The organism is Streptococcus oralis (assembly GCF_003943825.1).
Classification (GTDB): Bacteria; Bacillota; Bacilli; order Lactobacillales; family Streptococcaceae; genus Streptococcus; species Streptococcus oralis_CD.
Genome location: NZ_RJNJ01000004.1, coordinates 203,787 through 209,953, shown reverse-complemented (window position 1 = coordinate 209,953; position 6,167 = coordinate 203,787). Strand labels below are relative to the sequence as shown.

7 protein-coding genes are annotated in these 6,167 nt (G+C 41.5%); all 7 read right to left on the bottom strand.

Annotated features, from left to right (window positions below; all coding sequences use genetic code 11):
* Window positions 1-127 precede the first annotated feature (127 nt).
* Window positions 128-637, bottom strand: a complete 510-nt coding sequence (locus tag D8863_RS05275; protein ID WP_125441297.1) for a GNAT family N-acetyltransferase — start codon at window positions 635-637, stop codon at window positions 128-130.
* Window positions 638-969: 332 nt separating this feature from the next.
* On the bottom strand, window positions 970-1,209 hold the full coding sequence (gene rpsR / locus D8863_RS05270) for a 30S ribosomal protein S18 (RefSeq protein WP_000068664.1): 240 nt from the start codon (window positions 1,207-1,209) through the stop codon (window positions 970-972).
* Window positions 1,210-1,240: 31 nt separating this feature from the next.
* Complete coding sequence (gene ssbA / locus D8863_RS05265; RefSeq protein WP_125441296.1) at window positions 1,241-1,711, bottom strand: single-stranded DNA-binding protein SsbA; 471 nt, start codon at window positions 1,709-1,711, stop codon at window positions 1,241-1,243.
* A gap of 11 nt (window positions 1,712-1,722) precedes the next feature.
* On the bottom strand, window positions 1,723-2,013 hold the full coding sequence (gene rpsF, locus D8863_RS05260) for a 30S ribosomal protein S6 (protein WP_001151782.1): 291 nt from the start codon (window positions 2,011-2,013) through the stop codon (window positions 1,723-1,725).
* A 132-nt stretch (window positions 2,014-2,145) separates the two neighbouring features.
* Window positions 2,146-3,354 (bottom strand): MFS transporter, encoded by a 1,209-nt coding sequence (locus D8863_RS05255; protein ID WP_125441295.1) that lies wholly within the window; start codon window positions 3,352-3,354, stop codon window positions 2,146-2,148.
* A 131-nt stretch (window positions 3,355-3,485) separates the two neighbouring features.
* Complete coding sequence (gene asnS / locus D8863_RS05250) at window positions 3,486-4,829, bottom strand: asparagine--tRNA ligase (protein ID WP_125441294.1); 1,344 nt, start codon at window positions 4,827-4,829, stop codon at window positions 3,486-3,488.
* A 152-nt stretch (window positions 4,830-4,981) separates the two neighbouring features.
* Entirely contained in the window at window positions 4,982-6,160 is a 1,179-nt protein-coding gene (locus tag D8863_RS05245; protein WP_125441293.1) for a pyridoxal phosphate-dependent aminotransferase, read from the bottom strand.
* Window positions 6,161-6,167: the final 7 nt, after the last annotated feature.

Sequence of the window (6,167 nt, the reverse complement as noted above, 5' to 3'; positions counted from 1 at the left end):
CAATTATATTTTACCACTTTGAGGAATAAATCAAACAATTTCAAACAAAAAAATTCCTTTTTCGAATGAAAAAGGGACTGTGATTGTTGTTTACTATATTTAAAATTTAAACCTTATAAAATCTGTCTTAAAACAAATTTTTCGACAGATACAAGACCAATTCTCCGATATCTTCACAAACCGCATTCATGGCCGGTTGATGGTTCTGATACCAAACACCCGTCCCATCTGGAATATAGCCTCGTTTGATGTACAATCTCTGGGCAGGTCCATACCCTGAATGGAGCCCAACACCAAGGGTCACCTTATCCGATATGAGCCTAACTCGTTTTTCTGCTTCTTCCAGCAAGAGATTTCCAATACCTTGATTTTGAAAGGGCTCAAAGACATTGAAATCTGAGAGTTCTGGATAGATTTCTGCAAAAGGCCCCTGCTTAGCGCAAGGCAAAATTGTGACATAACCCGCTAAAGCACCCCCAACCTCTGCAACTAAGACTTCTCTCTCCCCACATTCTTGTTCAAGAAAATACCTAGTCAAAATTTCTTCTCTACCCGGCCAACCTTGATTGATAAAACCTTGGGATAGTTCTTTAACATCAGATGTTTGCATTTTTCTAATTGAACATGTCGTCTTCATAAGCTGCTCCTTTATAGCTTTCTCCTACCATTATAGCATGATAATAAAGATTAAAAGAAAAAACCTAGTAAGACAAAAGAATCTTACTAGGTCAATAGGGAATCCTTTCTAACAAAGTCCTATAAAAATCTGAAAAAGAGATCCACCCAGACCGAACTCGCCTTCTCATTTCAAGTCTCGTGAAAAAAGACCCTTAAGGGTCTTAATTCGCTTTCTTATTTTCAAACTCATGAAAAAGAGGTCCACCCGGAGATCAACTCGCTCTCTCATTTCCATGCTCGTGAAAAAAAGACCCTTAAGGGTCTGAAAAAGAGGTCCCCCGGACCTCTTTTTTAATCTTCGTTTACGAAAGGCATCAAAGCCATTACGCGAGCGCGTTTGATAGCTGTTGTTACTTTACGTTGGTTTTTAGCTGAAGTTCCTGTTACACGACGAGGAAGGATTTTCCCACGTTCTGAAACGAAACGGCTAAGAAGCTCAGTATCTTTGTAATCAACATATTCAATTTTGTTTGCTGCGATGTAATCAACTTTTTTACGGCGTTTGAATCCGCCACGACGTTGTTGAGCCATGTTTTTTCTCCTTTATAGTATTAATTGTCCATTAGAATGGTAAATCATCATCTGAAATGTCCAATGGATTTGTTGCTCCAAATGGATTTTCAGAATGTGAAAAGTCTGGTACTGGGTTTGCAGGTGCTGATTGACCAGCAGTTGGTGCAGAATAAGCCCCACCTGTATGTCCTTCGCGCACTCCGCGGCTTTCCAACATTTGGAAATTCTCAGCCACGACTTCTGTTACGTAGACACGTTGTCCTTGCTGGTTATCGTAACTACGAGTCTGGATACGACCTGTGATCCCGATAAGAGAGCCTTTTTTAGCCCAGTTAGCAAGATTTTCAGCCTGTTGGCGCCACATAACGACATTGATAAAATCAGCCTCACGTTCGCCATTTTGACTCTTGAATGTACGGTTTACTGCAAGAGTAAAAGTCGCAACTGCTACATTTGATGGGGTATAACGCAACTCAGCGTCACGAGTCATACGCCCTACAAGTACAACATTGTTAATCATAATTTACCTTCTTACGCGTCAAGTTTGACGATCATGTGACGAAGAATGTCAGCGTTGATTTTTGAAAGACGGTCAAACTCTTTAAGAGCTGCGTCGTCGTTTGCTTCAACGTTAACGATGTGGTAAAGTCCTTCACGGAAATCTTGGATTTCGTATGCAAGACGACGTTTTTCCCATGATTTTGATTCAACAACAGTTGCACCGTTGTCAGTCAAGATAGAGTCAAAACGTGCTACCAAAGCGTTTTTCGCTTCTTCTTCAATGTTTGGACGAATGATATAAAGAATTTCGTATTTAGCCATTGATATGTTCCTCCTTTTGGTCTAATGACCCCAAGACTTTGCAAGGGGTAAGTGAGGTTTGCTCACAATAAACTATTATACTAGAAAAACTGATAGATAGCAAGTGAAAAAATATAAAAATCAAAAATAACTCTATTGCTTAGAAATAACATTCTCTTTCAGTTCTAAAGCTCTGGCCATCTCTTTCAAAATGAAAAATAGTGAGAAGCCGACTATTACTAAAAAGAATCCTAAGTAAATGAAGGCTTCTACAAAACCTAGAGCATCAATCAGCCACCCCGTCAGAGGAAAAATAAGAATCATACTCAGGCTGAACATCATGGAGTAGACACTTAGCATGGTTGCACGTACCTCACTTGGGAGTCGCTTTTGTAAATCGTTGTCAAAAATCGGTTGAAAGAGAGCATATAAGGCGTTACTAATCAAGTAAATCAAAATATAAATCAGTGGCGTACCAAAGTAGGAAAGTAAGTAGGTCACTCCCGTTAAGAGTACAAGAATTGGAAAGATCTTTAAGGCTGCATACTTCTTTCCAATCTTACTCGCTAGATAAACTGCCCAGATATTTAAAACACTGCCGATTAACATGACCATCGAAATCTGCCATCCTTCTAAGTCCGGCAGTTGATTTTGATAGTAAAAATAAAACATGCACATCAGTGTCCCGATGATTTGGGACAGAAGCATCCAACCAAAAAGACTGGGATTTCTCTGCAGCTCCTCTTTGACAGTCCACATAATCCTTTTCATGGTCAGACGCTCAGATTTTTGCGCTTTAACACTAGGCTCTTTTAGCATCCAAGTTAAGAATAGGACAATTATAGAAGTGGCAATCATGATATAGTAGGTCAAGTGCAATTGACCATGGACAAAAAATCCCGCTAAAACGGTCCCCAAAGACCGAGTTCCTTCTGCTACTCCTGACATAAAACTTGAGATAGACAAGTAGCGCTCTTTTAATCCAGCCTCCACGGCCGAATCATAAACCATGGCTGCACTCGTGCCCGAATCAAAATTATATGACAAGGCACTCACCACCATCGCGAGGGCATAAATCCAAAAATTACCTTGCCCTACTAACATGAGAATAGAAGATACGATCCCAGCAATCCGACTGAGATAAAGATTGGTTTTATATGAATAGCGGTCAGCTAACATGCCAGAGGGAATTTCACAAATGACACTGGTGGCATGAAAAATGCTTTCCAATAAGCCGACCTGCCAAAGTGACATCCCATTTTGACTGAGAAATAAAATCCAAAAGCTAGTTATGCCTAGAAAGGCAAAAAATTCCACTCCAGCCATGAGACCGATATTCTTCCGATAATTTGGTTTAAACATCATTTCTCCTTTAACAAGTGTATATATCCTTGTGTCTGTCACTTGTTAGTCCTAACTTTACATGTTTCTCACCTCTTCCTTCAAGTATTATGGTGTTTTGAAAAAACGCCTATTATGGCGTTTTAGTCTTTTTATGGTTTGATACGGTGCAACATACGTGGGAATGGAATGGCTTCACGGATATGTTTTGTACCTGCTGCGAAAGTTACCATACGCTCGATACCGATACCAAATCCACCGTGTGGTACTGTACCGTATTTACGAAGGTCAAGGTAGAATTCGTATTCTGTACGATCCATTCCAAGTTCTTCCATCTTAGCGACAAGGGCATCATAGTCTTCCTCACGCATAGAACCACCGATGATTTCTCCATAGCCTTCTGGAGCAAGCAAATCTGCACAAAGCACGCGCTCTGGATTTCCAGGAACTGGTTTCATGTAGAAGGCCTTGATGGCTGCTGGATAGTTCATGACAAATGTTGGCACACCAAAGTGGTTTGAGATCCAAGTTTCATGTGGTGAACCAAAGTCATCTCCATGCTCCAAATGCTCGTAGTCTGCATCAGCATCATTTTCATGCTCTTGCAAGAGATCAATCGCTTCATCGTAAGTGATGCGTTTGAAAGGCTCTGCAATGTAGCGTTTCAAAAGCTCAGTATCACGTTCCAAAGTTTCCAAGGCTTGAGGAGCACGGTCAAGAACACCTTGGAGAAGGGCTTTTACATAAGCTTCTTGCAAGTCAAGTGACTCATCGTGTGTCAGATATGAGTACTCCGCATCCATCATCCAGAACTCAGTCAAGTGACGGCGTGTTTTTGATTTTTCAGCACGGAATACTGGACCAAAGTCAAAGACACGGCCAAGAGCCATAGCTCCTGCTTCTAGGTAAAGCTGACCTGATTGACTCAGGTAGGCTGGCGTTCCGAAGTAATCTGTTTCAAAGAGTTCTGTTGAATCTTCTGCTGCATTTCCTGAAAGAATTGGGCTATCAAACTTCATGAAGCCGTTCTTGTCAAAGAACTCATAAGTTGCATAAATGATAGCGTTACGGATTTGCATAACAGCCACTTGCTTACGAGAGCGGAGCCACAAGTGACGGTTGTCCATCAAGAAGTCTGTTCCGTGTTCTTTTGGTGTGATTGGGTAGTCTTGGGATTCTCCAATCACTTCGATGTCTGTAATATCCAACTCATAGCCAAACTTAGAACGTTCGTCTTCTTTGACAATTCCTGTCACATAAACAGACGTTTCTTGACTCAAGCGTTTGATGACATCAAACTTCTCAAGTCCCACTTCTTCACCAAATTTTTCTACAAAGTTTGGTTTGAAGGCGACTCCTTGGAAAAAGGCTGTTCCGTCACGCAATTGCAAGAAGGCAATTTTCCCTTTTCCTGATTTATTGGCAACCCAGGCTCCGATGGTCACTTCTTGACCAACGTAGTCTTTTACATCGATAATTGTTACACGTTTTGTCATAATCTATCTTCCTTTTTTCGTTTAACTTGTCCGAAGACATCATTACCCACTATTTTACCATAAATAGACTGCGATAGCTAGGTTCTACTAGAGAAAAATCGCGAGATTTTCGATACAAAAAATCTTCGCTAAAAAGGCGAAGATTCTAAGTTTTATTTTTCCATAAATTGATGCAAACGACGAATAGCTTCTTTCAAGGTATCCATATCCGTCGCATAGCTGAGACGAACATTTTCTGGCGCCCCAAATCCAGCTCCTGTAATCAAGGCAAGGCCGACTTCTTCGAGAATAGCCGTTGTAAAGTCTGTCACATCGGTATAACCCTTCATCTCCATCGCTTTTTTGACATTTGGGAAGAGATAGAAGGCTCCTTGGGGCTTGACAACTTCAAATCCTGGTACTTGGCACAATAGAGGGTAAATAGTGTTCAAACGTTCCTCAAAAGCTTGGCGCATGGTTTCGACAGAGTGTTGTGGTCCAGTCAGGGCTTCAATGGTAGCATATTGTGATACAGCAGTCAGGTTTGAGGTTGTTTGTCCTGTCAATTTGCTCATAGCAGCGATAATTTCAGGATTTCCCACAGCATAACCTACCCGCCAACCAGTCATGGCATAAGCCTTAGATACACCGTTAATCACGATGGTTTGCTTGCGAATAGCTTCTGACAGACTAGAGATTGGAACAAATTCGTTCCCGTTATAAACCAGACGACCATAAATATCATCCGCTAGGATAAGGACATCATGTTCAACCGCCCAATTTCCGATAGCCAAGAGTTCCTCACGAGAGTAGATCATACCGGTCGGATTCGATGGCGAATTGAGAACCAATACCTTGGTCTTATCTGTTCGAGCTGCTTCTAGCTGCTCTACTGTTACTTTAAAGTGATTGTCTTCCTTGGCCTGGACAAAGACTGGCACTCCTTCTGCCATTTTGACTTGATCTCCATAGCTGACCCAGTATGGTGTAGGGATGATGACCTCATCACCTGGATTGACCACGGCCATAAAAAAGGTATAGAGAGAGAACTTAGCACCTGTGGCAAAGGTAACCTCGTTAGCTGCTACGGAATACCCATAGTAGCGTTCAAAATAGGTATTAACCGCCGCTTTTAACTCTGGTAAGCCTGAAGCAACTGTATAGAAGGAAGCTCGTCCATCTCGAATCGCTTCTATCGCTGCATCCTGAATGTTTTCAGGAGTATGAAAATCAGGCTGTCCCAAGGTTAAGAAAAGAACATCTTTTCCCTGAGCTTTTAATGCTTTGGCTCTTGCATCACTGGCTAGAGTGACGCTTTCTTCCATTTCTAGTACACGTTTGGATAGTTTCATATGCCCT